This is a genomic window from Paenibacillus tritici, from assembly GCF_013204885.1.
Taxonomy (GTDB): domain Bacteria; phylum Bacillota; class Bacilli; order Paenibacillales; family Paenibacillaceae; genus Paenibacillus_AQ; species Paenibacillus_AQ tritici.
In genome coordinates, this window is record NZ_JABMKX010000001.1 from 152,337 (window position 1) to 176,170 (window position 23,834).

Genomic DNA, 23,834 nt, shown 5'->3' on the forward strand with positions numbered 1-23,834 from the left:
TCGCCTAATAATAAAGTACTCCCTCTATGATGCCACACTTTCACCGGTTCGCGCAAAAGGAAGCCGCCGGCGGTGATATTTTGGGACGACCATGAATACACTTGGACATGAACAGGTGGAAAAGCTGTGCGCCGCCGGAAGTCAAGAAACGACCGGGAGGGGAAAGATTAGTCATGGAACAAAAAAGCTGGCACCGGCTCGGTGCTGAGGAGCTGCAGGAGATGTTCGGCGTTCATCCGGGAACGGGCCTGAACGCCGAGGACGCCGCCGCAAGACGCAAAGAGAGCGGGTACAATGAGCTGTCTGAGGGCAAAAGGGTATCCCCCTTTACGCTGCTGCTCAATCAGTTCAAGGATTTCATGGTACTGGTGCTGATGGGTGCGACACTGGTATCCGGCCTACTTGGCGAATATCTTGACGCGATTACGATTGTTGCCATTATTCTGCTTAACGGGGTGCTCGGGTTCGTGCAGGAGTTCCGCGCCGAGCGTTCACTGAGGGCGCTGAAGCAGCTCTCCGCACCTACCGCCAAGGTGCTGCGCGGCGGGAAGCAGGAGGTGCTCCCGGCCAAAATGCTGGTTCCCGGAGATATTGTCCTGCTGGAGAGCGGGGACCGGATTCCGGCGGATATCCGCTGGCTGCAGTGCAGCGGGATCTATGCCGAAGAGTCGGCGCTGACGGGGGAATCCCTTCCTGTCTCCAAGCATGCCACCGCCATTCATGCCGAAGACATTCCGCTGGGCGACCAGAAGAACATCGGCTTCATGGGTACGATGGTGAACCGGGGGACCGGCCGGGGAGTCGTCATCCGCACGGGTATGGCTACCGAGATGGGCAAGATTGCCGATCTGATCCAGAATACCGAATCTCAGGAGACTCCGCTGCAGCACCGTCTGGAGCAGCTCGGCAAGATTCTGATCTACGTCTCGCTGGGGCTTACCATTGTCGTGGTCCTGGCAGGAATTCTGCATGGACAGCCGGCGACAGCGATGTTCCTGGCAGGCGTAAGTCTGGCAGTGGCGGCGATCCCCGAAGGCCTTCCCGCGATTGTGACGATTGCGCTCGCTCTGGGGGTCCAGCGGATGATCAAACGCAAAGCAATTGTCCGCAAGCTGCCATCGGTAGAGACCCTGGGCTGCGCCTCCGTAATCTGCTCGGATAAGACGGGAACGCTCACCCAGAACAAAATGACAGTCACACAGGTGTGGAACGCGGGGCGGACGTTCGAGGTATCAGGAGAGGGATATGCTCCGGTGGGGAATGTAATGCAGAAGGGCAGGGCCGTTGATCTGAAAAACGACCAGAGCCTCCGGCGCATGCTCCAGGTGGGGGCACTTTGCAGCAACGCAGAGATCTATGAAAGCATCCCCGAGACACGCGGCAAAAAGAAAGGCAAAGGGGCCGATGCGGATAAAGGGGCGAAAGCGGAGCCTGTCTGGGAACTGAAAGGCGATCCGACCGAAGGTGCGCTGGTGGCCTTGTCCGCCAAAATGGGGCTGACCGCCCAATCCCTTGCTGTGACCTATACCCGGGAAACGGAGTTTCCATTCGATTCCGAGCGTAAGCTGATGTCGGTCATTGTGAATCATCCCGGCGGGCGGATGATCTGCACCAAAGGCGCACCCGATGTGCTGCTGAATTGCTGCACTTATATGCTGTGGGAGGGCGGTGTTGTTCCCTGCACGCCGACCTTGCGGCAGAAGGTGCTGGAGGCCAATGAAAAGATGGCTTCAGGTGCGCTGCGCGTGCTCGGAATGGCTTACCGTGACATGCGCAGCGGAGAGGTCGCGGGGAGCGAGAAGGAAGCAGAGAGCCAGCTTGTCTTCGTAGGGCTGGCCGGAATGATTGATCCCCCGCGCAAAGAAGTGCGCGATGCGATCAGCGTCACCCGCCGGGCCGGAATCAAGACAGTAATGATTACCGGCGACCATGGAACCACCGCAGAGGCCATTGCCCATCAGCTCGGCATTCTGCAGCGCGGCGGCACGGTCCTGACCGGCACCCAGCTTACCCGGATGGACGACGATGCGCTGGATAAAGTATCGGACAGCGTCTTCGTGTATGCGAGAGTATCGCCGGAGCATAAGCTGCGGATTGTGAAGTCGCTGCAGCGCCACGGCCATGTCGTAGCGATGACCGGCGATGGTGTCAACGATGCGCCTGCGATCAAGGCAGCTGATATCGGAATCTCGATGGGCATCACCGGCACGGATGTCACCAAAGAGGCTTCATCCCTGATCCTCGGGGATGATAACTTCTCGACCATCGTGGCGGCGATTGAAGAAGGCCGGAATATCTATGAGAATATCCGCAAGTTCATCCGCTACCTGCTGGCCTCGAATGTCGGCGAGATTCTGACCATGTTCTTCGCCATGATGCTGGGGCTGCCGCTGCCGCTGGTGCCGATCCAGATTCTCTGGGTCAACCTGGTGACGGACGGTCTGCCCGCTATGGCGCTGGGGGTAGACCAGCCGGAGAAGGATTTGATGGAGCATAAGCCGCGCGGGGCGAAGGAGAATATTTTTGCCCGGAGACTGGGCTGGAAGATTGTCAGCCGCGGACTGCTGATCGGCCTCTGCACCCTGGCCGCCTTCTGGCTGACCCTGCGGACCGATCCGGGCAGCGCACAGCAGTTAGTCCGTGCGCAGTCGGTAGCTTTTGCCACACTGGTTATGGCCCAGCTCATTCACGTATTTGACTGCCGCAGCTCAAGGTCGGTATTCTACCGGAACCCGTTCCAGAACAAATATCTGGTCCTGGCTGTCCTGTCCTCTGTCGTGTTGATGCTCGCTGTGATGTACCTGCCTGTGCTTCAGCCTGTATTCAAGACCGTTCCGCTCAGCTTCCGTGAATGGTGTCTGGTGCTGGTGATGGCCGGTATCCCTACCTTCCTGATGGGGGCGGGCAGTGTCTGGGGCGGCATGAAGAACCGCAGCCGCAGCGGCGGAGGCCAAATGATAAAAAGTACAAAGTTTTCAGCATAAAATGAATAGCATCTCCCCGCTTCTATAAGGTATGCTGGTTTCACTGAGAAGCTTGGTTTATGATGAATCAGGTTTGTGTTGAGGCTGATATTACTTATAGGAGTGGACCTGACAATGGAATTCACAAAAATGCACGGATTAGGCAATGATTTTATTATCGTATTCGGTGAGGATGAGCTGCCGGGCAACGCCCCGGAGCTGGCAGTTACGCTGTGCAACCGGTTCTTCGGCATCGGCGCAGACGGACTGGTGTACATTCTGCCCTCGCAGCGCGGCGATTACATGATGCGTATCATGAATTCCGACGGCTCTGAAGCGGAGCAATGCGGCAATGCGATCCGCTGCGTATCCAAATACGTATATGAGCATGGTCTGGTGGAGTCCGAGCAGCTTGTCATTGAAACCATCGGTGCCGGAGAACAGAAGGTAACCCTGAAAGTAACAGACGGGGTAGTAGAGAGCGTGACGGTGGATATGGGCGAGCCGGTCCTGTCGGGACTGCAGATTCCTGTCGCCATCGACGCTGAGCCTGTGCTGAACCATCCGATTGAAGCGGACGGAACAGAGTTCAACTTCACGGCGGTCTCGATGGGCAATCCCCATGCGGTCATCTATGTGGACGATGCGGTCTCCTTCGATCTTGGCACATGGGGACCGAAGCTAGAGGTTCACCCGCTCTTCCCGCGTAAAGTGAATGTGGAGTTCGCCACCGTGGTTAACCGCGGACATGTGGACATGCGTGTCTGGGAACGTGGTGCCGGACCTACTCTGGCCTGCGGAACAGGAGCCTGCGCGACCCTGGTCTCCTCCGTGCTGAACGGAGTGACGGACCGTTCGGCGGTAATCAGCCTGAAGGGCGGCGACCTGTTCATTGAATGGAATGAGGAAGACAACCATGTATATATGACCGGTCCTGCACAGGTTGTATACACAGGCTCGGTGGATGTCTGAACCGTTATAGATCCATAACCGCATATTCAGAATGCCCCGCGAGCCGGTAGCTTGCGGGGCATTTTTATTGAAATAGAAGCAAACGGGCAACGTCCTTTATGAGGACGTTGCCCGTTTGCTTCTACCTGTTCGTCTTATGGCAGGCCGGCCGAATAATGGCAGGGATATCCGCAAATAATAGAATTTTGGATGAATCAGGAAGGGATGAAGCGGAGATGAAGTCAGGGGCAAACCGAAAAGCGCAGGCACCAGGAACAGGCTCCGCAGCGGGCCAACCGCCAGGCAGTGCCCCTCTGGGCCTGGCGGATACCGTAGCCCAAAGTCTGATCAACCTTCAGACCGAGCTTGGCGGCAGCCCGGATCTCAAGATCCGCAGAATCCGGCTTGGCGGAGACAGCCGGATAGAAGCGGCTGCAGTTCATCTCAGCGGGCTGGCGGATACTGTGGCGGTGAATGAATTCGTAATAGGGTCCCTGCTGGACAATACGGATGACCTGCTCCGGGACAAGCAAGAGGACGGCGCCGGTGCTTCCCGTGAACAATCTCCGCTTCCGCAGGTCATCCTAAGCCGCGCCCTCGCCATCGGCGACGCGGTTCTTCAGGAGGAATGGAAGGAGATTATGCTGGCCATTCTCTCCGGGGACACGGCAATCCTGATGGAGGGCTGCCTCGAAGCCATCATTTGTGATACCAGGGGCGGTGAACAGCGGGCCGTCAGCGAGCCCTCTTCCCAGCTTGTGGTCCGGGGGCCGAAGGACGGGTTCGTCGAGTCGGTGGCTACGAATATTTCCCTGATCCGCCGCAGAATCAAATCCTCCAAGCTGCACCTGGAGGTAATGAAGATCGGTTCAGAGACACACACTCATGTGGCCCTGATGTACATGAAGGGAGTGGCCGGGGAAGATCTGGTCCAGGAGGTCAGAGAGCGCCTGCGTAAGATTACCTTGAATGAGGTGCTGGAGTCGGGATTTATTGAAGAGCTGATCCAGGACAAGACGTTCACGCCGTTTCCTACTATATACAACTCCGAACGGCCCGATGTGGCTGCAGGCAATCTGCTTGAAGGCCGGGTGGTGATTATTGTGGACGGTACCCCGTTTGTTCTGATTCTTCCGGCGGTCTTTACGCAGTTTTTTCAGTCTGCCGAGGATTATTCCCAGCGGTTTGATATAGCCATCTTGATGCGTCTGGTACGTTATGTGAGCTTCCTTGTCCTGATTCTGGGTCCTTCGGTGTATCTCGCGCTGACCACCTATCACTATGAGATGATTCCGACCACGCTGCTGATTAATCTGCTCTCCCAGCGGGAGAATGTTCCCTTCCCGGCTTTTGTAGAGCTGCTGCTGATGGAGACGGCCTTTGAAATTCTGCGTGAAGCCGGGGTGCGTATGCCGCGCGCCATCGGGCAGACGGTATCTGTGGTCGGAGCGCTGATTCTGGGAACGGCGGTAGTGGAGGCCGGAATAATCGCACCTATCATGGTTATCGTAGTGGCGTTGACCGGGATTGCCAGCTTTGCCATTCCGGCGTATAACATGGCGATTGCCGGCAGAATTATCCGGTTTGCTTTTCTGATTCTGGCGAGTTTATTCGGCTTCTACGGAATTACACTGGGACTGATTGTATTTGTGGCCCACATGAACAGCCTGCGTTCTTTCGGCGTACCCTACCTGTTCCCCTTCGTACCTCTCTCTGTCAACGGGCAGAAGGATACCATTCTCAGACTCCCGCTCTGGATCGTAGGGCGTGACAAAACACCGAAGCAGATGAGTAAGGAGCTGCCGGAGTATATGCAGTTAACCACAGGCCATGACGAGCAGCTGCCCCCGCTCATTCTCAAGAATGATACTCCTGCAAGTCGGGGGATGGAGGGGGAGAATGATGAGAAATAGATCCTTTTGCCTGAGCCTGGCCCTGCTGCTGGTCCTTCAAGTGCTGCTAACAGGCTGCTGGGACAATGTTGAACTCAACCGGCGGGCCATTATTTCCGGGATAGCGATCGACAGGGGGGACACGGAGGCTGAGAAGTACAAGCTTTCTTTTCAAGTGATTGTGGCGGAGGAAATATCCGGGGAGAAGAGCAGGGGAATCTCACCGGTAGCTCTCTACACAGGGGTAGGCCGGACGATGTTCGAGGCGCTCGCGGACGCTTCCCGCCAGACAGCACGCTTCTTATCGCTGGGACATGTGCGGGTACTGGTGATCTCCGAGAAGTTCGCCCGTGAAGGGATCAAGGACATTCTGGATGTACTGGAACGGGAGAGCGATACCCGGCTTAACAGCGAGATCTTTATCTCCAAGGGACAGCCTGCCCGTGAATTGATGTCTACCATGACGGTGTTCAGCAAAATCCCGGCCAATGACCTGGTAGAGAAGCTGGAGACGACCTCCAAGCAATTTGGGTATAACTTCAGGATGGCAGTAGATGACGTAATCCGGGGAATTCAGATCAGGGGAGGCGGTCCGATCATCAACGGGGTATATACGAGCGGAGACCGTGAACAGGCAGGCAGCAATGACAGCCTCAAGAATATCGAACCCCGGACGATTCTGAGAGTCTCCGGGCTGGCAGCATTCAAGGATGATAAATTGAAGGGCTGGCTTACGGGCGACGCCGCGGTGGGCACCGTTCTGCTGCATAACAACCTCAGGGAGTATCCGAGCCTGCTCAAAGACAAGGAGGGCGGTTATATTTCCTTCAATATTTATCAGTCCCAGGTAACGCTGAAGGTTCAGTCGGCAGACCCGGAGCATCCCGTCATTACCATCAAAATCACGCAGCAGGCTGCGCTCAAGGAATCTCCGAATACGCTGGATCTTACTTCTCCCCGGGTACTGGATGAGCTGTCGGACCAGCTTACAGAAGAGACGGTGAAACAGCTTAAGGCGGCCGTAAGTGCTGCCAGAGGATATAAGAGTGATTATCTCGGCTTTGGACAAGCACTTCAGCGTAAGAACCCTCGTGGCTGGAAGAAGATCAAGGATCATTGGGAAGAGGTATTTACCACCTGTGGAATCCGATTCGAGGCGGATGTGATCATCCGGCATACGGATATGCGCAGCAATTCTTTTCAAATCTATTAAGTTTGCCGGGGAGGAGAATCAGGAATGGGGAAGGTCAAATTTGGATTAGGCGAGTTTTTTTGCTTGACGGTTCTATTTGAGCTGGGCACGGCGCTGGTTGTTAATCTGGGCATGGAATCGGGCCGGGATGCGTGGCTCTCCATTCTGCTCGGCTGTGTGGCCGGGCTAATTATGTTCACAGGGTATGCCTATCTGTACCGCAAGCAGCCGGATCTGCCTTTTACAGCCTATACGAGGAAGCTGCTCGGCAAATATATCGGGACTCCGGTAGCCTTGGGGTACATTATTCTCTACATTAATCTTGCCGCCCGGGATCTGCGCGATGGCAGCACTATGCTGGCTATGGCGACTATGCACAACACCCCTCTGTTCATACTCAGTACCCTGATGCTGCTATCGGGAGCCTATGTGCTGCATAAGGGACTGGAGGTGCTGGGCAGAACTTCCATGGTATTTGCGGTTGTGGTAATGCTGATCGGCCTCTTCGGTACCCTGATGCTGATGCTCTCGGGAACGATCAATCTGAACAGATTGTTGCCGGTACTTGAGAATGGAATCCAGCCGGTGCTGGCCTCGGTGATTCATCAAAATTATATGTTTCCGTTCGGGGAGATGGTATGCTTCACGATGCTGATGCCCTATCTGGCAAATGTCAAAAAAGGCCCGTGGGTCATTGCCGCCGCCATGCTGTTCTCCGCGTTTTTACTCAGCTTCACTATGGCATTGAACATTTCTGTCCTGGGTGAGGATATCGTGGAACGCTCCCCGCTCCCGCTGATGCCGACGATCAGCAAGATTTCCATTTCGGATTTCATTCAGCGGGTAGATATTTTCGTGGTCATGGTGCTGATTATCGGAGTTTTTTTCAAAATGGCGGTATTCTTCGCTGCGGCGCTGGTCGGAATTTCCGAGCTGTTCCGGATGCCGTACCGCAGGATGCTCTATCCCTGTGCGCTGATCATTCTGTTCACCTCTATGCTGGATGCGCGCAGCTTCATTGAACATCTGGATGAGGGAGGGACCCTGCTGTACAGGGTATATCCTTATTTCATGGTGGTAATTCCGGTAGTACTGGTGATTGTAACGGCGGTCCGCGATCATTTCTCCGCCCCCCGGCCAGGCTGATTCCCGCGAATCCAATAGATGGCGTCCGGAATGATCAGAAGCAGCAGCAGTGCAGCCGCAGTCAGCTTCTCGGAAGCGGTGTACAGCAGATAGTTCAGAATGTAGCTGATATTCCCCAGGCCATAGCCCAGCATCCAGTCCGTCAGGTACAGATATAGCACTGAGAGCGCAGACAGCAGGAGGATCACAGCATATTTGCGCAGCAGCAGCTTCCTTGTATTCTTCTTCATTTCACAGGCTCCTCTGCAAAGAATAGGAGTAGTATAAATCAATTGCCGGACCCGCATACAAGGAAAAGCAGCCGCAGCCTAAATTGCCTGCTAAAGCTTATCATCCATCCCGTTTTATGTTACATTAGTATGAAACTAATGTCAGTTGGGGGAGGTTCTTGCGGTGAAGCCGGATTTGCGCTCTGCATGGGAGAAGAACGTATTAGTCGGAGACGGAGCGATGGGAACCTTTTTGTATCAGAAGGGTTTCCCTGTCGGCATCTCTTATGAGGAATTGAATCTGACCTCTCCGGAGGTAATTGAGGATGTGCACCGGAGCTACATTAACGCCGGTGCTGTACTGCTGGAGAGTAACACATACTCGGCCAACTACGATAAGCTGTCCAAGTTCGGTCTGGAATCCAAGGTTGCGGATATCAACCGTGCAGGGGTCAGAATTGCCCGCAAGGCTGCCGGAGAGAACGGCTATGTCGTCGGTGCAATCGGTTCGATCCGCGCCGGCAAGCGGGCTAATCTGTCCGCTTCCGAGCTGAAGAGATTCTTCTCGCAGCAGATTGCTGCACTCCTGGAAGAAGCGCCGGACGGGATCATGCTGGAGACCTTCTATGACGTCGAAGAGCTTCATCTGGCGCTTAAGGCTGTGCGCAAGCTCAGCCCTCTGCCGGTGATTTGCCAGCTGGCTGTAGATGATTCGGCGCGGACGCTGGACGGGTTAACCCTGCCGGAAGCCTTCCATATTCTGCAGCAGGACGGAGCGGATGTCATCGGCTTCAACTGCAACACCGGACCGAACGGAATCAAGCGTGCGCTGGGTACGCTTCAGGGCAAGCTTGTGCTTCCGGTGTCGATCTATCCGAATGCAGGGGTAGCGGATTATGTGGACGGACAGTACCGCTATGGGGCTTCACCGGAATATTTCGGCCAGATGGCTCCGGTCTTTGCGGACATGGGCAGCCGGATCATCGGAGGCTGCTGCGGTACCACACCCCGGCATATCGAAGAGATCTCTGCTGCACTCAAGGGTTATGTGGTTGAACCGCTGCCTGAACCGGTTGAAGCTGTAACGGCTGAACGGATTGCTGTACAGGAGCATCTGGCGGCTGACGAGGGACAGGGCGGCGGCGAACCGACGCTTGTGGATCTGGTGAAGGAGCGTCATACCGTCATCGTGGAGCTTGATCCTCCGCGTGATCTGGACATCGCGAAGTTCATGCGCGGGGCAGAGGCGCTGCGCCGGGCCGGAGCCGACGCGCTGACGCTGGCCGATAATTCGCTTGCCGTAACCCGGATGAGCAATATGGCGCTCGGACATCTGGTGCAGGCCCGCACGGGTCTGCGGCCGCTGGTGCATGTGGCCTGCCGTGACCGCAATCTGATTGGCACCCAGTCGCATCTGATGGGCTTCGACGCGCTGGGCATTGACCATGTTCTGGCTGTGACCGGAGACCCTGCACGGTTCGGGGACCTGCCGGGCTCAAGCTCGATTTATGACCTGACCTCTTTCGAAATCATACGTATGATCAAGCAGTTGAATGACGGTGTAGCCTTCTCCGGCAAGCCGCTCAAGCAAAAGGCCAAGTTCGTCATCGGAGCTGCCTTCAATCCCAACGTCAAGCATCTGGACAAAGCGGTGGAGCGGCTGGAGAAGAAGATTGCCTCGGGTGCGGATTATATCATGACCCAGCCCGTGTATGATCCTGAATTGATTGCCCGTATTGCCGAGGCCACCCGGCATCTGGATATTCCGATCTTTATCGGGATCATGCCGCTGGCCAGCGGCCGGAATGCGGAGTATCTTCATAATGAAGTTCCGGGTATTCAGCTATCCGCCGAGGTGCGCAGCCGGATGCAGGGACTCGAAGGTGAAGCGGGACGGGCTGAAGGAGTTATGATCGCCAAGGAGCTGCTGGATGCGGCGATTCCGCATTTTAACGGCATTTATCTGATTACGCCATTTATGTTCTATGATATGAGTGTGCAGCTGCTGGAGTATATTTGGGAGAAGCAGGGACGGCAATTATCCCCCTTGTTTCGCTAGTAAGAATCAATTACAATAGTGTAATGGATGTGATTCCGTTGTCATTTAGTATGACCGGATACGGTCAGTCAGCCCTGCAATTCGGCGGTTACAAGATTACCTTCGAAGTGAAATCGGTGAATAACCGGTACTGCGAAGTTGTACTGCGGATGCCCCGGGAATGGACGGGTTATGAGGATATGCTGCGCAGAATGGTTCAGGCTCATATCAGACGGGGACGGGTAGATGTCATTATTAATAGGGAACTTACCGATGGAGCGGCTGGCGCGCATGCGCTGGACCGCAACATGGTGAAGTCCTATCTTGATGCAGCGGAAGCACTGGTCCGGGAGTATGGCTTCAAGGGGGAGTTAACCCTTCAGGATATTCTTGCTATGCCCGGTGTGATGGATGCTAAGGAAGAGGCTTCTCCTGCTGATTCCTCCGGGGAACTTGCAGGTCTTCTGGAGAAGGGGCTTCATCTTAGTCTGGAGGCCCTTCTGGAGATGCGTAGCCGTGAAGGCGCCTATCTGACGGCAGATCTGACACGGCGGCTTGACCGTCTGGAAGAGCTGCACACGGGGATTAGTGCACTTGCTCCTCTGGTGGTTGAGGAATACCGCGAGAAGCTGCGGCAGCGGCTTAGCCAGCTGAATGACGGGAGCTTCCCATGGGATGAGCATAAATTCGGCATGGAAGTTGCCATTTTTGCCGACCGCTGCAATATAGATGAGGAGCTAACCCGGCTCTATAGCCATTTCGGCCAGTGCAGGGCGCTGCTGCTTGGCAGCGAGCCTGCCGGACGCAAGCTGGATTTTCTTATTCAGGAGATGAACAGGGAGACCAACACAATCGGGTCGAAGTGCAATCATCTGGCAGTGGTGAATCTCACGCTTGATCTGAAGGCGGAGCTTGAGAAGATTCGTGAACAAGCGGCGAATTTAGAATGACAGGGACCTGAAGCATGCAATGATGGAATTTATGGGGGGAACAACCGGAACATGGCAATCAAATTAATCAACATCGGCTTTGGGAATATCGTGTCAGCCAACCGTATTATTTCCATTGTCAGCCCGGAATCGGCGCCGATCAAGAGAATTATACAGGAGGCCAGAGACAGGCATATGCTGATCGATGCCACCTACGGAAGGCGGACAAGGGCTGTTATTATTACGGACAGCGATCATGTGATTCTCTCGGCTGTACAGCCTGAGACCGTTGCTCACCGCCTATCCAGCAAAGATGACGATAACGACGAATAACAACAATTGGAGTGTATTATGTCAAAAGGATTGCTGATTATACTGTCCGGCCCTTCCGGTGTCGGCAAAGGTACGGTCTGCACTGCGCTGCGGCCGAGAATGCCTGAACTCGTCTATTCTGTTTCTGCCACCACACGCTTGCCGCGTTCGGGTGAAGAGGACGGAGTCAATTACTTTTTCAAATCCAGAGAGCAGTTCGCTGACATGATTGAAGGCGACAAGCTGCTGGAATATGCGGAGTACGTAGGCAATTATTACGGTACTCCGCGTGATTTTGTAGAGAGAACACTTGAGAGCGGAAGAGATATTATTCTGGAGATCGAGGTTCAGGGAGCTCTCAAAGTCAAAGAGAAATTTCCCGAAGGGATCTTTGTATTCCTTCTTCCCCCGTCCATGGACGAGTTGAAGGACCGCATCCGCGGACGCGGAACAGAGCATCCTGATGTGATCAGCCACCGCATGTCTGTGGCAGAGGACGAGATCGGTTTGATCCGGCATTATGATTATGCCGTGGTGAATGATGAGATTGATCTGGCCTGCAAGCGAATAGAAAGCATTATTATCGCCGAACATTGTAAGGTGCGATGAACAAGTTCTACAGGATTGGTCCATATTTACAGTAAAAGATGAAGAGGTGCCTTACATGCTATATCCATCCATTGACGAATTGGTGACTAAGGTCGACAGCAAGTATTCCCTGGTAGTCGCTTCAGCCCGCCGGGCCAGAGCACTTCGTGAAGGCGGCAAGACCGATATCGTTGCGCCTAAATCGCATAAGTATGTCGGGGTTGCGCTCGAAGAGATCTATGAAGACCGTATTATTGTAACGCGCGGCGAGGAATAGGACGGTTCTAACGGCACAGGGCACTAGAGGCCTGGTGCAATAGAGAATCCGTATATTTCCCGCTGAAATGGTGCCGTCTGGACAAGGGCGGCAGTGCCATTTCTGCCGGGTAAGTAATTTTATATTTTGACAATAGCCCGTACCGGGCTGTTCCTGACAACCGGAAGGTTGTTATTTTTTTCTCTATTGATAAGGATATGTGCAGGTCTATATAGATGGGTACAGACTTCAGAAGCGGGGGGAGAGCATAGTGAAGAGCTTACAAGGGAAGTCCATTATACTTGGAATTACAGGCGGAATTGCTGCGTACAAGGCGGCTGCATTGACCAGCAAGCTTACCCAGAAGGGCGCCAAGGTGCATGTCATCATGACAGCATCGGCCAAGCAGTTCATTACGGAGCTGACGCTCCAGTCCTTGTCGAAGCAGCGGGTGTTCAGTGATACTTTTCAGGAACGCGACCCGTCTTCGATCTCGCATATTGATCTGGCGGATTCCGCCGACCTGGTCCTGATCGCTCCGGCTACCGCCAATATTATCGCCAAAATGGCCCATGGGCTGGCAGATGACATGCTGTCAACTACGCTCCTTGCCGTTACAGCGCCTATTATGGTAGCTCCGGCAATGAATGTCCATATGTATCAGCATCCGGCGGTTATCAGCAATATGGATACACTCTATAAGCGGGGTGTACAGTTTATTGAGCCCGGAGAAGGACAATTGGCCTGCGGTTATGTGGGCAAGGGACGGCTGGAGGAGCCGGAGACGATTGTGAAGGTGGTTGAGAACTTTTTTGTTAGGCAACAGGAGAAGGAATCCGGACCGCTTACCGGCAAAAAAATAGTGATTACCGCAGGCGGCACCGTGGAGCGTATTGATCCGGTCCGTTATATCTCCAATGATTCCTCGGGCAAAATGGGCTTCGCCCTGGCGCGTGCTGCACGTGCTATGGGGGCCGAAGTGACGCTGATCGCCGCACGTACCGACGAAGCGCCGCCTCTTGACCCGGCTATTCATCTGGTCCGCGTTGAATCGGCACAGGATATGTATGAGGCGGTTATGGACCGCTGGACGGATTGCGATATTATGGTCAAAGCGGCCGCGGTTGCGGATTACCGCCCGAGACAGAGCAGCGAATCCAAGATTAAAAAAAGCGGCGACACCCTGACGCTTGAGCTGGTGAAGACGACCGATATTCTGGAGAGTCTGGGGAAAAATAAGGATAAGCAGTTCCTGATCGGCTTCGCCGCCGAAACCGGAAACGCCGAATTCTACGCCAGGGACAAGCTGATCCGCAAGAATCTCGATCTGGTTGTGGCCAATGATGTGACGCTGGAGGGTGCCGGATTCGGTACGGACACTAACATCGTGAAGGTCTATGACATCGAAGGGCTGGTCCTTGATCTTCCGCTGGCTTCCAAGGATGAGGTAGCGCGCCAGGTCCTGCGGCTGGCTGCAGACCGTGTTGCCGGAGCTTTATTATAATGGATATTGCCAAGGTCATTGTCGATGTTCCTGTACGCAGCACCGACCGGCCGTTTGACTATATTATTCCGGATTCACTGAAATTATGGATTGAAGTTGGCAGCCGGGTAGCGGTGCCGTTTGGCCCCCGCACGGTTCAGGGATTCGTGGTGTCACTGGAGTCGGGAGAGACCGGCAGCGTGTCACGGATGAAGCCGATTGTGGAAGTGCTGGATCTGCTGCCGCCGTTATCACCGGAGCTGGTAGAGCTGGCGGATTGGATGAGTCAACGCTATGCCTGCAGACGGATCTCCGCACTGCAGGCTATGCTTCCGACTGCCCTGAAGGGCAAAGCGGAGCGGCTGATCTCGCTCGGAGATACCGAGGAAGCGGGCAATCCTCCCGGAGACGAGCTGTTTCCGCTCTTCCTGGAGCCGGACAACGAAGAACAGCAGATTATAGACTTCGTAATACGCCACAGCGAGGTATCCATGAAGCTGCTGACCCGAACCTTCCCTGAAGCCGCTGAAACTGTGAAGTTTATGGTGCGGCGCGGAGTGCTGGCAGAGAGCCAGTCCATCAAGGATAAGATGGGCAAAAAGAAGCTGAAGGCCGTAGACCTGGCCACCTCTCTGTCGGCAGCCCGGGAGTCGCTGGCTGGCTTCCCGGCACGTTCCGCGCGCCAGAAGGAAGTGCTGTCGTACCTGATTGATATGGAAGCGATGCTCCCCATGCCGCTCAAGGATATTCTGTCGATCCTCCAGGTTACAGCAGGGACAGTGAAAGCGCTGGAAGACAAAGGTTATATTGAGATCAGTGAAATCGAAGTCTACCGTGATCCTTACCGGGGCCGCGACTTCAAGCCAACGGCTCCGCTGCCGTTGACAGCGGAGCAAGAGGTGGTCTACAAGCGGATCGTCGGGACTGTTGAGCAGCAGATTCATGAAGTCTTCCTGCTGCATGGGGTGACCGGCAGCGGGAAGACGGAGATCTATCTGCAGTGTATTCAGCGCTGCATTGAGCAGGGGCGGCAGGCAGTAGTATTAGTGCCCGAGATCGCCCTGACTCCGCAGATGGTAGAACGGTTCAAGGGCCGGTTCGGCAGCGGGGTGGCTGTGATGCACAGCCGGTTGTCGGTCGGTGAACGTTACGACGAGTGGCGTAAGATCCGCGAAGGCAAGGCGATGGTTGCCGTGGGGGCGCGTTCTGCGGTATTTGCCCCTTTTGCCAACCTGGGTCTGATTATCATGGACGAGGAGCATGAAGGCTCTTATAAGCAGGAGGAGAATCCGAAGTACCATGCCCGTGATGTGGCTGTCCGCAGGGCGGAACAGGGCGGAGCCGTAGTTATTCTTGGTTCGGCAACCCCTTCGCTGGAGAGCTACCATGCGGCAAGATCGCAGAGCGACATCCATTTCTCTCCGGTTCTGCTGGAGATGCCGAGCCGTGCACTTGGTAACGAGCTGCCGAAGGTCGATGTCGTTGACATGCGCGAGGAGCTTAAGGAAGGCAACCGCTCCATGTTCAGCCGCAGGCTGCATGCTGCACTGGTGAGCAGGCTCGAACGCGGCGAACAGACCGTGCTTCTGCTCAACCGCAGGGGCTTCTCGACCTTCGTGATGTGCCGCAGCTGCGGCTATGTCGCCGGTTGCCCTGAATGCGATATCTCGCTGACCTACCACAGCCGCAGCGACAATCTGCGCTGCCACTACTGCGGCCATGCGGAGCCTGCTCCTAAGCTGTGCCCCGAATGCGGCAGCGAGCATATCCGCTTCTTCGGAACAGGCACACAGCGGGTAGAAGAGGAGCTGGGCAAGCTGTTCCCCGGCATCCGGGTTATACGTATGGATGTGGATACAACGACTGAGAAGGGCTCGCATGAGAAGCTGCTCAACCAGTTCCGGGACAAGAAGGCCGATGTGCTGCTCGGTACACAAATGGTAGCCAAAGGACTCGACTTCCCCGATGTAACGCTGGTGGGGGTCATTACTGCCGATTCTGCGCTCAATCTGCCGGATTTCCGGGCGGCGGAGAAGACCTTCCAGCTGCTTACGCAGGTTGCAGGGCGTGCAGGACGGCATCAGCTTCCCGGCGAGGTGGTGGTGCAGTCGTATACACCCGAACATTATTCGATTATTCATGCCAGCGGGCATGATTACCGGAGCTTCGTCCGGGACGAGCTGAAGCACCGCAAGGAGCTGCATTATCCGCCGTATTGCCGCCTGATTCTGGTCACCTTGTCGCATGAGCAGCTTCCGCTGCTGCTGAAGCTTGCGGAGAACTATGCGCTGAGCATCCAGGGCAAGGCCAGACAGCTGCGCTGGTATGGGAGCCTTGATAAGCTCTCCTCGGATGCGCTGGATCTGCTGGGGCCTGTGGCTTCGCCGCTCCCGCGGCTGAAGGGCCGTTACCGGTTCCAGTGTATTCTGAAATGGCGCGGTGCGATTGATGCCATTGGTCTGGCCCGCCAGGTGGCAGAAGAGCTGGAGGACTCTGTCCGCGATAAAGGACTGCAGATCAGCATTGATGTCGATCCCCAGATGTTGATGTAATTCTCCGGCGTGTTACAATGGTAAGGCAGTTTTTATGATATCCCCCTCATATACTATAGAAATTAGATATGTTCAGAACAAGGATGGTGTTAGTGTAATGGCAATCAGGCTGATTGTGAAAGAACCGGATGAAGTGCTCCACAAGAAAGCAAAAACCGTAACAACCGTTACTCCCAATGTGAAAAAACTGCTCGATGATATGGCAGATACGATGTATGACGCAGAAGGCGTAGGTCTTGCAGCTCCGCAGGTGGGAATCCTGAAACGGCTGATCGTAGTGGATGCCGATGAAGAGCATGGGCTGATCAAGCTGATCAATCCGGAGATCATCAGTATGGAGGGGGAGCAGCTCGGACCCGAAGGCTGCCTGAGTATTCCCGGCTTGAACGGAGATGTCCGCCGTGCAGAGACGGTGACCGTACGCGGCCTGAACCGCGAAGGTGAAGAAGTTACCATTACCGGAAGCGGCCTGCTGGCCCGGGCTTTTCAGCATGAGATCGACCATCTGAATGGCGTGCTGTTCACAGATATCGCTGAGAAGGTCTATGAGTATACGGCAGAACGCAGTGAAACTGAGGAGTGAATGAAATGAAAATAGTGTTCATGGGAACCCCTGCCTTTGCGGTACCTTCCCTGCGGATGCTGCTGGAAGAAGGCTATGAGGTAGTGGCCGTGGTGACTCAGCCGGACCGTCCCCAAGGCCGCAAGAAGACGCTGGCGCCATCTCCGGTGAAGGAAGCGGCACTGGAGCTTGGACTGCCGGTCCTTCAGCCTGAACGGCTGCGCCGCCCCGAGGCGGTGGCTGAACTGGCTGCCTATGAGCCGGATCTGATTGTTACAGCCGCTTACGGACAGATTCTCCCGAAGAGTGTGCTTGAGCTGCCGCAGAACGGATGTGTGAACGTTCATGGCTCGCTGCTGCCCAAATACAGGGGCGGTGCCCCGATCCAGCGCTGCATTATGAACGGTGAGAAGGTGACCGGTGTAACGCTGATGTACATGGCGGAAGGACTGGATACCGGCGATATGATCTCGCGGGTCCTTGTGCCAATTGAGGATGAGGATACCTCCGGTACTCTGTTTGAGAAGCTTAGCGCAGCGGGCCGCGATCTGCTGAAGGCTGAGATGCCGCGCCTGGCAGCCGGCCGTGTGGAAGCCACTGTGCAGGATGACAGCGAAGCAACCTATGCGCCGAATCTGAGCCGTGAAGATGAGCGGATGGACTGGACTAGAAATTCACTCGATATCTATAACCAGATTCGCGGTCTTGTACCGTTCTCGGGTGCTTTCACCCTGTGGAACGGCGAGACCTTCAAGGCATGGGCTGCAGCGAAACCGCAGGCGGCTGAAGCTGCTGGAAGCAGCGCTGCTCCGGGCACGGTGCTGTCTGTGAGTGAACGCGGTGTTGAGGTGAAGACCGGTGACGGGACTCTCCGGCTTACGACCGTTCAGCCTGCCGGCAAAAAAGCCATGAGCGCAGCCGACTTCAGCCGCGGGACAACCCTTGCGCCCGGAACGGTGCTCGGTTGAGCGCGGGCGGCAAGGGAGGAAGCGGACCGCGTCCGCATAATCCCGGCAATAAGGCTGCGGCTGCCGGCGGCAGGTCCGGCAAATCCGGGGGGGCCGGCAAAGGAAATCCGGGCGGTAAGCCCTCTGCGCCAGCTTCTGCGCGTGAGGTTGCCCTCGATATTCTTGTCCGTGTAGAGCAGCAGGGTGCCTACAGCAACCTGCTGCTCGGCAGCAGTCTCCAGAAAGCGGAGCTTAGCCGTGAAGATACGGGACTGGCTACAGAGCTGGTCTACGGAAGCCTCTCGCGGATGATTACACTGGATTATGTACTCGGCAGCTTCGTCAGCAAAGGTCTTGCCAAGCTGGAGCCTTGGGTGCGGAGTCTGCTTCGTCTGAGCCTGTACCAGATTATGTATCTGGACCGGGTGCCTTCCCATGCAGCGGTTAATGAAGCTGTGAATATCTCCAAGAAACGCGGCCATCAGGGGATCTCGGGCATGGTCAACGGTGTACTGCGCAGTGTGCTGCGGGCCGGCGAACTGCCGGTCTTGCCAGAGGGGCTGAGCCGGGAGGAACGGATCTCCATTCTGCACTCCCATCCCCTGTGGATGGTGCAGCGATGGTCGGCGGAATATGGTGCGGACACGGCTGAAGCCATGTGTGCTGCGAATAATGAGCCGCCGGCGGTCAGTGTCCGTGTCAACACGACGATGATTAGCCGTGAGGCGATGCTGGCTGAGCTGCTCGCTGCCGGTCTGGATGCCGCCGAATCGAAGGTGAGTCCCTTCGGGCTGGTCGTCAGAGGCGGCGGCAATCTGGCACTGACCTCCTGGTACAGGGACGGTTATCTGTCCGTTCAGGACGAGAGCTCCATGCTGGTGGCTGAAGCTGTCGCTCCTGAAGCCGGTATGAAGGTGCTGGACTGCTGCGCTGCCCCGGGCGGCAAAAGCGCCCATATGGGCGAATTGATGCGGGATGAAGGCTCTATCCTTGCCAATGATCTGCATGAGCATAAAGCCAAGCTTATTGCAGAGCAGGCTGCACGCCTGGGCCTGGAATGTATCACAACCGCTAGCGGTGATGCGCTGGAGCTGGGGGACACTCTCCAGCCGGAATCCTATGACCGGATTCTGCTGGATGCTCCCTGCTCGGGGCTTGGGGTTATCCGCCGCAAGCCTGATTTGAAATGGCGGAAGCAGCCCGGCGATGTGGCCAGCGTGGCTGCGCTGCAGCTTGAGCTGCTGCAATCGGTCTCCGGGCTGCTGAAGCCGGGAGGGGTGCTGGTCTACAGCACTTGTACCACGGAGCAGGAGGAGAACAGCCGGGTTGTCGCCGATTTCCTGGAGCGCAATCCGGGCTTCGCGCCGGTCAGCTTCAAGTCAGCCGTCTGGGAACGGCTGGAGGGAACCGCGCTTGCTGCGGGGGCAGGCATACAGCTGCTCCCCCACCATTATGGAAGCGACGGCTTCTATATTGCCCGGCTGGAGCGGGTCTTGTAATATAGCAGCATCGCCTGGAATGACAGCTTTCCCGCCCGCAGAGCGTCTGCGCGGCGGGCTTTTCTTTTACCGTCTCTGAGTTTTGTGTTAAAATAGGAAGAATGAGAAACAATATGCATATAATTTATGAAAGCACAGGTGCAAACAACCAATGAAACCTTTAATATATGATTTTTCTTTAGAAGAGTTACAGCAATGGGCCAAGGACAACGGAGAGCCGGCTTTTCGCGGCGGCCAGATATTCGACTGGCTTTATGTGAAGCGGGTCAATGATTTTGAATCCATGAGCAATCTCTCCAAGGCACTCCGGGGCAAGCTTGCTGACCAGTTCAGCATTTCAGCGCTTACTGAGATTACGAAGCTGGAGTCCAAGGACGGCACTGTGAAATTCCTGTTCGGTCTGCATGATGATCATGCGATTGAGACAGTTATTATGAAGCATAACTACGGCAACAGCGTATGTGTAACCACCCAGGTGGGCTGCCGCATCGGTTGTACCTTCTGCGCTTCCACGCTCGGCGGTCTGAAGCGGGATTTGACCGCAGGCGAGATTGTGGCCCAGGTCGTCCGTTCCCAGCAGATTCTTGATGCACGCGGCGAACGTGTCAGCAGCATTGTGATTATGGGGACAGGCGAGCCCTTCGAGAACTATGACGCAACCATGAGATTCCTCCGTCTGATGATTCATGAGAAGGGTCTGAACATTGGCCAGCGCCACATCACCGTATCCACCAGCGGAATTGTGCCGAATATCTACAAATTCGCTGATGAAGATACGCAGATTAATCTGGCGATCTCGATTCACGCGCCTAATGATGCCCTCCGTTCCAAGCTGATGCCGGTTAACCGCCGTTATCCGTTCGATGATGTAATCGAGTCGCTGCGCTACTATCAGGCCAAGACAGGCCGCCGGGTCAGCTTCGAGTACGCTTTGATCGGAGGCGTGAATGATCAGCCGGAGCATGCGGAGGAATTGGCCGGTGTGCTGAAGACGATGCTCTGCCATGTGAATCTGATTCCGGTCAATCATGTGCCTGAGCGCAAGTATGTCCGGACTTCCCGCAATGATATCTTTGAATTTCAGCGTATACTGGCCGATCATGGCGTGAATGTTACTATCCGCCGTGAGCAGGGCCATGATATTGCCGCCGCATGCGGTCAGCTGCGCGCCAAACATATGGAGTTGGGGTGAGGATATTTGATCAGAACAGTTCAAGCCAGCGACATTGGCCGGGTACGTACGGTCAATGAGGATTCAGTCTGGATCGGCGCTACGCGCCACGGTTATACCCTCGGCATTATAGCCGACGGAATGGGGGGACATTTGGCTGGCGACACCGCGAGCAGGCTTGCACTGGAGACGGTCCGGGATATTCTGGACCAGCTGCAGCCTGATCTTCCCGAGGCAGAGCTGAAGGAGGCGCTGACTGCCGCCATTATGGAAGCCAATAACACGGTTCACAGAGAAGCCCAGAGCGATGAGAAGTTCCACAATATGGGGACCACCATCGTTGCTGCGCTGTTGAAGGGGTCGGCCGGATATATCGGCCATATCGGGGACAGCAGAGCGTATCTGATTCAGAACGGTGAAGCGAAACAACTAACCGAGGACCACACGCTGGTGAATGAGCTGTTCAAGAACGGCCAGATCAGTCTGGAGGAGCTGGACAATCATCCGCGCCGCAATGTGCTGACCAGGGCACTGGGGACAGATACAGTGGTATCGGCGGATCTGGCTTCTGTTACGCTTGCTATTGGTGAACTCCTGCTGCTGTGCAGCGACGGGCTAAGCAATTATGTCAGCCAGGAGCATCTGGGCAAGGTGGCCGGGATTAATGAAATATCTCTGGAAGAAAGAGCAGAGCGATTACTTCAACTGGCATTACTTGCGGGCGGCAGCGATAATATAAGCGTTGCTATGCTGGAACATCAAGGAGAGGCCGCAGTGCCCGAGACAAAGGAGTGGGAAAGATGATCGGTCACGAATTGGGCGGCCGTTACCAAGTTATCGAACGGATCGGCGGAGGTGGCATGGCGCTCGTCTATAGAGCCCATGATATTCTGCTCAACCGGAATGTTGCTATCAAAGTATTGCGCAATCAGTTTGTGCATGATGAGGAATTCATCCGCCGCTTCCGGCGGGAGGCGCAATCAGCGGCATCTCTATCTCATCCCAACGTAGTCAGCATATACGATGTCGGCCAGGAAGATGAAGTCCATTATATCGTTATGGAGTATATTGAAGGCAAGAACCTGAATGAAATTATCAAAGAGCGGGCACCGCTGCAGGTCGATGAGTCCGTGCGGATTGCTTCGCAAATTTGCGATGCGCTGGATCATGCGCATATGAACCAGATTATTCACCGCGATATTAAACCTCATAATATTCTGATCGGCCGTAACGGGCGGGTGAAGGTCACGGACTTCGGGATTGCCCGGGCGGTTACGTCAACTACCATTACCCAGACAGGTTCTGTCGTGGGTTCGGTGCATTATTTCTCGCCGGAGCATGCCAAAGGTGTGACTACAGGAGAGAAGTCCGACCTGTATTCCCTGGGGATCGTAATCTATCAGATGCTTACCGGAGTGCTGCCTTTTCTGGGTGAAAGCCCGATCAGTGTGGCGCTGAAGCATCTGCAGGAGGAATTCGAGGAGCCGCGCCTGCTGAATCCGCTGATTCCGCAAAGCGTGGAGAATGTGATTCTGAAGTCCATGCGCAAGAATCCCGAGGAACGGTACCAGTCGGCCAAGCAAATGCTGCAGGATCTGGAGACCTGTCTGCTGCCTGAGCGGCGGAGTGAGGCCAAGGTCTTGTTTCAGGAGGATGACGATGAGGACCGGACGCGCATCATTCCGGCGATCAAACCGCTTCAGCGGGGGCTTGGCAGCCGCGCCGGAGACGAGCGGATCCGCAGTATGGAGGATGCCCCGCCTGCTGTTCCCGAGAAGCGCAAACGGAGCCGTACAGCGCTGTGGATCAGCCTTACCCTGGTCATTCTGATCGCTATGGGTGGAGTCGTGTGGTATGTGAACTCCAAATTGTCTGTCGATGAAGTAGCGGTGCCTGTGGTTACAGGCAAGACCTTTGAGCAAGCCAAAGCAGAGCTTGAAGCTGCAGGCCTCTTTGCCGAGGAGCCGCCGCTGCAGGCTTACAATCCTAATGTTGAAGAGAATGTTGTGTGGGAGCAGAGCAAGACTAATACCATGGTCAAAGAAGGCACTCATATTATTCTGACGGTTGGCACAGCCAAGACTCTGCCTAAGCTTAAGGACGTTTCGGGTAAGAGCTATAATGACGCGGTCAAAGAACTAATTGCCGCGGGGATTGCAGAGAGCCGGATCACCGAGGACCCGCGGTTCAGCAAGGATTACCCCGAAGGGCAGGTTATCAGCTCTGAACCGGCTGCCGATACGGAATACGATCCTGAGACGGTAACCGTGAAGCTGATCGTGAGCAAAGGCGAAGAGAACACCCCGATGCCGGACCTCATTGGGAAGACGGAGAAGGAAGCCAAGGCCGAGCTTGATAAGGCGGGTCTCGTACTGGACGCGGTCAAGGAAGAGCCGAGCTTCATCCACGAGAAGGGCAAGGTTACGAAGCAGTGGGCCTATGAGCCGGGAGATCTGGTCCCTCCAGGTGAGAAGATCACGATCTATATCAGTACAGGATATCCCCCGGAAGCTCTGGAATTTACGTTCAATGTTCCTGTAGCACCGGCCGCAGACGGCAAGAAGAGCAAGATCCGTATCGTGTTTGCGGATGCGCGCAACGGGGGCGAGAACCAGGAGTGGGGCACCCGCACGATTGGCAAAAGCCAGACCTTGTCCGTGAATATGCTGCTTGCCCCTAACAAGGATGGTATGGTTTCTGTATACCGTGACGGGAAGTTCCTGGAGACTTATCCTATAACGTATGTGGATGTCAAGAATAACACTGTGCAGCAGCCTGAGCCTCCTCCGGTTCAGACACAGACGCCTGAACCTACCGTTGCCCCAACAGAGACGCCTGTCCCTGCCCCTGACCCGACAATAGAGCCTGAGATTCTGCCGCCGGATACGGGGGAAGGCGTTGGGACAGGGGAGACCGATCAGACAGGTCTCCTACCGGATAACGAACAGAGTAATAACGCGCTGGCCTCTGCCGAGAGCAAGGGGAATGAGAACAGCAGCAACAACAGTAAGGGCAAGAACAACAAACCAGGCAAGGATAAAGATACAAATAATAATAAGAGATAAGCTTCAGTGATACCGCCGGCAACACCGGCAGGACTGAAGCAGCGTAAATGACCCGGGGGTTCCACACTTGGGTCATTTG

The 23,834-nt window shown here is 55.4% G+C and carries 19 protein-coding genes; 18 read left to right on the forward strand and 1 reads right to left on the reverse strand.

What is annotated here, in order from left to right; translation table 11 throughout:
* The first annotated feature begins 173 nt into the window (after window positions 1–173).
* The 5 genes from HQN87_RS00735 to HQN87_RS00755 all read left to right on the forward strand — a co-directional run bounded on the left by HQN87_RS00735 (window position 174) and on the right by HQN87_RS00755 (window position 8,144).
* Window positions 174–2,984, forward strand: coding sequence for a calcium-translocating P-type ATPase, SERCA-type (locus tag HQN87_RS00735; protein WP_173126256.1), 2,811 nt, complete (start codon window positions 174–176; stop codon window positions 2,982–2,984).
* A gap of 114 nt (window positions 2,985–3,098) precedes the next feature.
* Complete coding sequence (gene dapF, locus HQN87_RS00740) at window positions 3,099–3,935, forward strand: diaminopimelate epimerase (RefSeq protein WP_173126259.1); 837 nt, start codon at window positions 3,099–3,101, stop codon at window positions 3,933–3,935.
* 215 nt (window positions 3,936–4,150) lie between these two features.
* Complete coding sequence (locus HQN87_RS00745; protein WP_254075305.1) at window positions 4,151–5,827, forward strand: spore germination protein; 1,677 nt, start codon at window positions 4,151–4,153, stop codon at window positions 5,825–5,827.
* Window positions 5,814–7,019, forward strand: coding sequence for a Ger(x)C family spore germination protein (locus tag HQN87_RS00750; protein WP_216857089.1), 1,206 nt, complete (start codon window positions 5,814–5,816; stop codon window positions 7,017–7,019). Before HQN87_RS00745 ends, HQN87_RS00750 begins: the two co-directional genes overlap by 14 nt.
* 24 nt (window positions 7,020–7,043) lie before the next feature.
* A complete protein-coding gene (locus HQN87_RS00755; RefSeq protein WP_173126268.1) occupies window positions 7,044–8,144 on the forward strand; it encodes a GerAB/ArcD/ProY family transporter in 1,101 nt (366 codons plus the stop codon).
* Here the strand turns inward: HQN87_RS00755 and HQN87_RS00760 are convergent.
* Window positions 8,117–8,374, reverse strand: a complete 258-nt coding sequence (locus HQN87_RS00760; RefSeq protein WP_173126271.1) for a hypothetical protein — start codon at window positions 8,372–8,374, stop codon at window positions 8,117–8,119. The genes HQN87_RS00755 and HQN87_RS00760 overlap by 28 nt on opposite strands.
* Window positions 8,375–8,537: 163 nt before the next feature.
* Between HQN87_RS00760 and HQN87_RS00765 the strand changes: the two genes are divergently transcribed.
* From HQN87_RS00765 to pknB, 13 genes are all read left to right on the forward strand, one after another.
* Window positions 8,538–10,412 (forward strand): bifunctional homocysteine S-methyltransferase/methylenetetrahydrofolate reductase, encoded by a 1,875-nt coding sequence (locus HQN87_RS00765; RefSeq protein ID WP_173126274.1) that lies wholly within the window; start codon window positions 8,538–8,540, stop codon window positions 10,410–10,412.
* A gap of 38 nt (window positions 10,413–10,450) precedes the next feature.
* Entirely contained in the window at window positions 10,451–11,341 is an 891-nt protein-coding gene (locus tag HQN87_RS00770) for a YicC/YloC family endoribonuclease (protein ID WP_173126277.1), read from the forward strand.
* A 51-nt stretch (window positions 11,342–11,392) separates the two neighbouring features.
* Window positions 11,393–11,653, forward strand: coding sequence for an extracellular matrix/biofilm regulator RemA (gene remA, locus HQN87_RS00775; RefSeq protein WP_006209218.1), 261 nt, complete (start codon window positions 11,393–11,395; stop codon window positions 11,651–11,653).
* 18 nt (window positions 11,654–11,671) lie between these two features.
* Complete coding sequence (gene gmk / locus HQN87_RS00780) at window positions 11,672–12,241, forward strand: guanylate kinase (RefSeq protein ID WP_173126280.1); 570 nt, start codon at window positions 11,672–11,674, stop codon at window positions 12,239–12,241.
* A gap of 55 nt (window positions 12,242–12,296) precedes the next feature.
* On the forward strand, window positions 12,297–12,497 hold the full coding sequence (gene rpoZ / locus HQN87_RS00785; RefSeq protein WP_036694519.1) for a DNA-directed RNA polymerase subunit omega: 201 nt from the start codon (window positions 12,297–12,299) through the stop codon (window positions 12,495–12,497).
* A 247-nt stretch (window positions 12,498–12,744) separates the two neighbouring features.
* On the forward strand, window positions 12,745–13,980 hold the full coding sequence (gene coaBC, locus HQN87_RS00790) for a bifunctional phosphopantothenoylcysteine decarboxylase/phosphopantothenate--cysteine ligase CoaBC (RefSeq protein ID WP_173127603.1): 1,236 nt from the start codon (window positions 12,745–12,747) through the stop codon (window positions 13,978–13,980).
* Window positions 13,980–16,511, forward strand: coding sequence for a primosomal protein N' (gene priA, locus HQN87_RS00795; RefSeq protein ID WP_173126283.1), 2,532 nt, complete (start codon window positions 13,980–13,982; stop codon window positions 16,509–16,511). Before coaBC ends, priA begins: the two co-directional genes overlap by 1 nt.
* A 97-nt stretch (window positions 16,512–16,608) precedes the next feature.
* Window positions 16,609–17,094, forward strand: a complete 486-nt coding sequence (def, locus tag HQN87_RS00800; RefSeq protein ID WP_173126286.1) for a peptide deformylase — start codon at window positions 16,609–16,611, stop codon at window positions 17,092–17,094.
* Window positions 17,095–17,099: 5 nt separating this feature from the next.
* A complete protein-coding gene (fmt, locus tag HQN87_RS00805; RefSeq protein ID WP_173126289.1) occupies window positions 17,100–18,041 on the forward strand; it encodes a methionyl-tRNA formyltransferase in 942 nt (313 codons plus the stop codon).
* Complete coding sequence (rsmB, locus tag HQN87_RS00810; RefSeq protein ID WP_173126291.1) at window positions 18,038–19,519, forward strand: 16S rRNA (cytosine(967)-C(5))-methyltransferase RsmB; 1,482 nt, start codon at window positions 18,038–18,040, stop codon at window positions 19,517–19,519. Before fmt ends, rsmB begins: the two co-directional genes overlap by 4 nt.
* 151 nt (window positions 19,520–19,670) lie before the next feature.
* Entirely contained in the window at window positions 19,671–20,711 is a 1,041-nt protein-coding gene (gene rlmN, locus HQN87_RS00815; protein ID WP_173126294.1) for a dual-specificity RNA methyltransferase RlmN, read from the forward strand.
* Between the two features lie 6 nt (window positions 20,712–20,717).
* Window positions 20,718–21,494, forward strand: a complete 777-nt coding sequence (locus HQN87_RS00820) for a Stp1/IreP family PP2C-type Ser/Thr phosphatase (protein WP_173126297.1) — start codon at window positions 20,718–20,720, stop codon at window positions 21,492–21,494.
* Window positions 21,491–23,755: a Stk1 family PASTA domain-containing Ser/Thr kinase gene (gene pknB / locus HQN87_RS00825; RefSeq protein ID WP_173126300.1), complete on the forward strand. Its 2,265-nt coding sequence runs from the start codon at window positions 21,491–21,493 to the stop codon at window positions 23,753–23,755. The genes HQN87_RS00820 and pknB overlap by 4 nt, the downstream gene beginning before the upstream one ends.
* Window positions 23,756–23,834: the final 79 nt, after the last annotated feature.

Excerpts from the sequence above, each read along its gene's own strand:
- HQN87_RS00735 (WP_173126256.1), top strand. The coding sequence starts at position 174 with ATGGAACAAAAAAGCTGGCACCGGCTCGGTGCTGAGGAGCTGCAGGAG.
- dapF (WP_173126259.1), top strand. The coding sequence starts at position 3,099 with ATGGAATTCACAAAAATGCACGGATTAGGCAATGATTTTATTATCGTA.
- HQN87_RS00745 (WP_254075305.1), top strand. The coding sequence starts at position 4,151 with ATGAAGTCAGGGGCAAACCGAAAAGCGCAGGCACCAGGAACAGGCTCC.
- HQN87_RS00750 (WP_216857089.1), top strand. The coding sequence starts at position 5,814 with ATGATGAGAAATAGATCCTTTTGCCTGAGCCTGGCCCTGCTGCTGGTC.
- HQN87_RS00755 (WP_173126268.1), top strand. The coding sequence starts at position 7,044 with ATGGGGAAGGTCAAATTTGGATTAGGCGAGTTTTTTTGCTTGACGGTT.
- HQN87_RS00760 (WP_173126271.1), bottom strand. The coding sequence starts at position 8,374 with ATGAAGAAGAATACAAGGAAGCTGCTGCTGCGCAAATATGCTGTGATC.
- remA (WP_006209218.1), top strand. The coding sequence starts at position 11,393 with ATGGCAATCAAATTAATCAACATCGGCTTTGGGAATATCGTGTCAGCC.
- gmk (WP_173126280.1), top strand. The coding sequence starts at position 11,672 with ATGTCAAAAGGATTGCTGATTATACTGTCCGGCCCTTCCGGTGTCGGC.
- rpoZ (WP_036694519.1), top strand. The coding sequence starts at position 12,297 with ATGCTATATCCATCCATTGACGAATTGGTGACTAAGGTCGACAGCAAG.
- priA (WP_173126283.1), top strand. The coding sequence starts at position 13,980 with ATGGATATTGCCAAGGTCATTGTCGATGTTCCTGTACGCAGCACCGAC.
- def (WP_173126286.1), top strand. The coding sequence starts at position 16,609 with ATGGCAATCAGGCTGATTGTGAAAGAACCGGATGAAGTGCTCCACAAG.
- fmt (WP_173126289.1), top strand. The coding sequence starts at position 17,100 with ATGAAAATAGTGTTCATGGGAACCCCTGCCTTTGCGGTACCTTCCCTG.
- rlmN (WP_173126294.1), top strand. The coding sequence starts at position 19,671 with ATGAAACCTTTAATATATGATTTTTCTTTAGAAGAGTTACAGCAATGG.
- pknB (WP_173126300.1), top strand. The coding sequence starts at position 21,491 with ATGATCGGTCACGAATTGGGCGGCCGTTACCAAGTTATCGAACGGATC.